Here is a 417-nt window from a genome sequence, read left to right as displayed (position 1 = left end):
GACGGTTTGAACAACGCCGGCAACAAAGTGACCAACGTAGCTGCCGGTACCGACGATACCGACGCCGTTAACTACGGTCAGCTGAAAGAAACCAACGCCAATGTGGCCAAAGGTCTGAACATTGCTGCCGACAACGGTAACGACGACAACGTCCAACTGGGCGAAACCGTTGCCTACCGCAGCAGCGACAAAAACATCGTCACCACCGTGTCCGACAACCAGATTGACTTTAAACTGGCCAAAGACATCACCGTTGACAGCGTGACTGCAGGCGACAGCAAACTGAATTCAGACGGCCTCACCATTACCGGTGGCCCGAGTGTGACCAAGTCAGGCATCAATGCCGCCGGCAACAAGATCACCAATGTTGCCCCGGGTACCGATGACACCGACGCCGTCAACTACAGCCAGCTGAAA

At 55.2% G+C, this 417-nt stretch carries 1 pseudogene; it reads left to right on the top strand.

The annotated features are described in order from the left end of the window. Window positions 1-417: pseudogene (locus ACTHTK_RS10255) on the top strand (hypothetical protein); the annotation flags it as partial.

This window comes from Neisseria sp. P0006.S009 (genome assembly GCF_051962915.1).
Taxonomy (GTDB): domain Bacteria; phylum Pseudomonadota; class Gammaproteobacteria; order Burkholderiales; family Neisseriaceae; genus Neisseria; species Neisseria subflava_E.
The sequence above is the reverse complement of the archived record's forward strand: the minus strand, read 5'-3'. Positions and strand labels throughout refer to the sequence as shown.